Origin of the sequence: Actinospica durhamensis (assembly GCF_018139695.1) — a bacterium.
In the GTDB taxonomy this organism is placed as follows: Bacteria; Actinomycetota; Actinomycetes; order Streptomycetales; family Catenulisporaceae; genus Actinospica; species Actinospica durhamensis.
Window position 1 is genome coordinate 1 of sequence record NZ_JAGSOG010000805.1, and the last position, 418, is coordinate 418.

Sequence of the window (418 nt, forward strand, 5' to 3'; positions counted from 1 at the left end):
GCTCGAAACAGCTCTTCCTTGGTTTCAAAGTAGAGGTAGATCGTGCCCTTCGCGACTCGTGCGCGCTTCGCGATATCAGAGAGCTTTGCGGCAGCAAAGCCGTTCTCAAGGAAAACATCTACCGCAGCGTCTACAATCTCGAGCGGCCGCGCCTCCTTGCGACGACTCCACTTAGGTTGCATCTCGCTCACGTGCTCAATCTCTTGCCCATGCGGGAATCCCAATAGCGCTGCAGCTCGTCTAGGGACTGCGTTGGCTGTGCCAATCCCACCCAAGTGTCAGGCCGCAGAACGTAGACAGCGTCCTGCTGACGTCCAGCGCGGCCATGTTCTTCGTGCCAGGTAAACTCGCGAAGAGCCATGCCGCGGCTGTCGCACCAGCCCTTTAGTTCAGTACTGGCTCGTCCATAGACATGGAC

1 protein-coding gene and 1 pseudogene are annotated in these 418 nt (G+C 57.9%); both read right to left on the reverse strand.

Going from position 1 to position 418, the window contains the following annotated elements; all coding sequences use genetic code 11:
* The coding region (locus tag KDL01_RS47295; RefSeq protein ID WP_246577730.1) for a helix-turn-helix domain-containing protein at positions 1–182 on the reverse strand (182 nt) is incomplete at its 3' end.
* A gap of 5 nt (positions 183–187) precedes the next feature.
* Positions 188–418, reverse strand: a pseudogene (locus tag KDL01_RS47300) (FAD-dependent oxidoreductase); the annotation flags it as partial.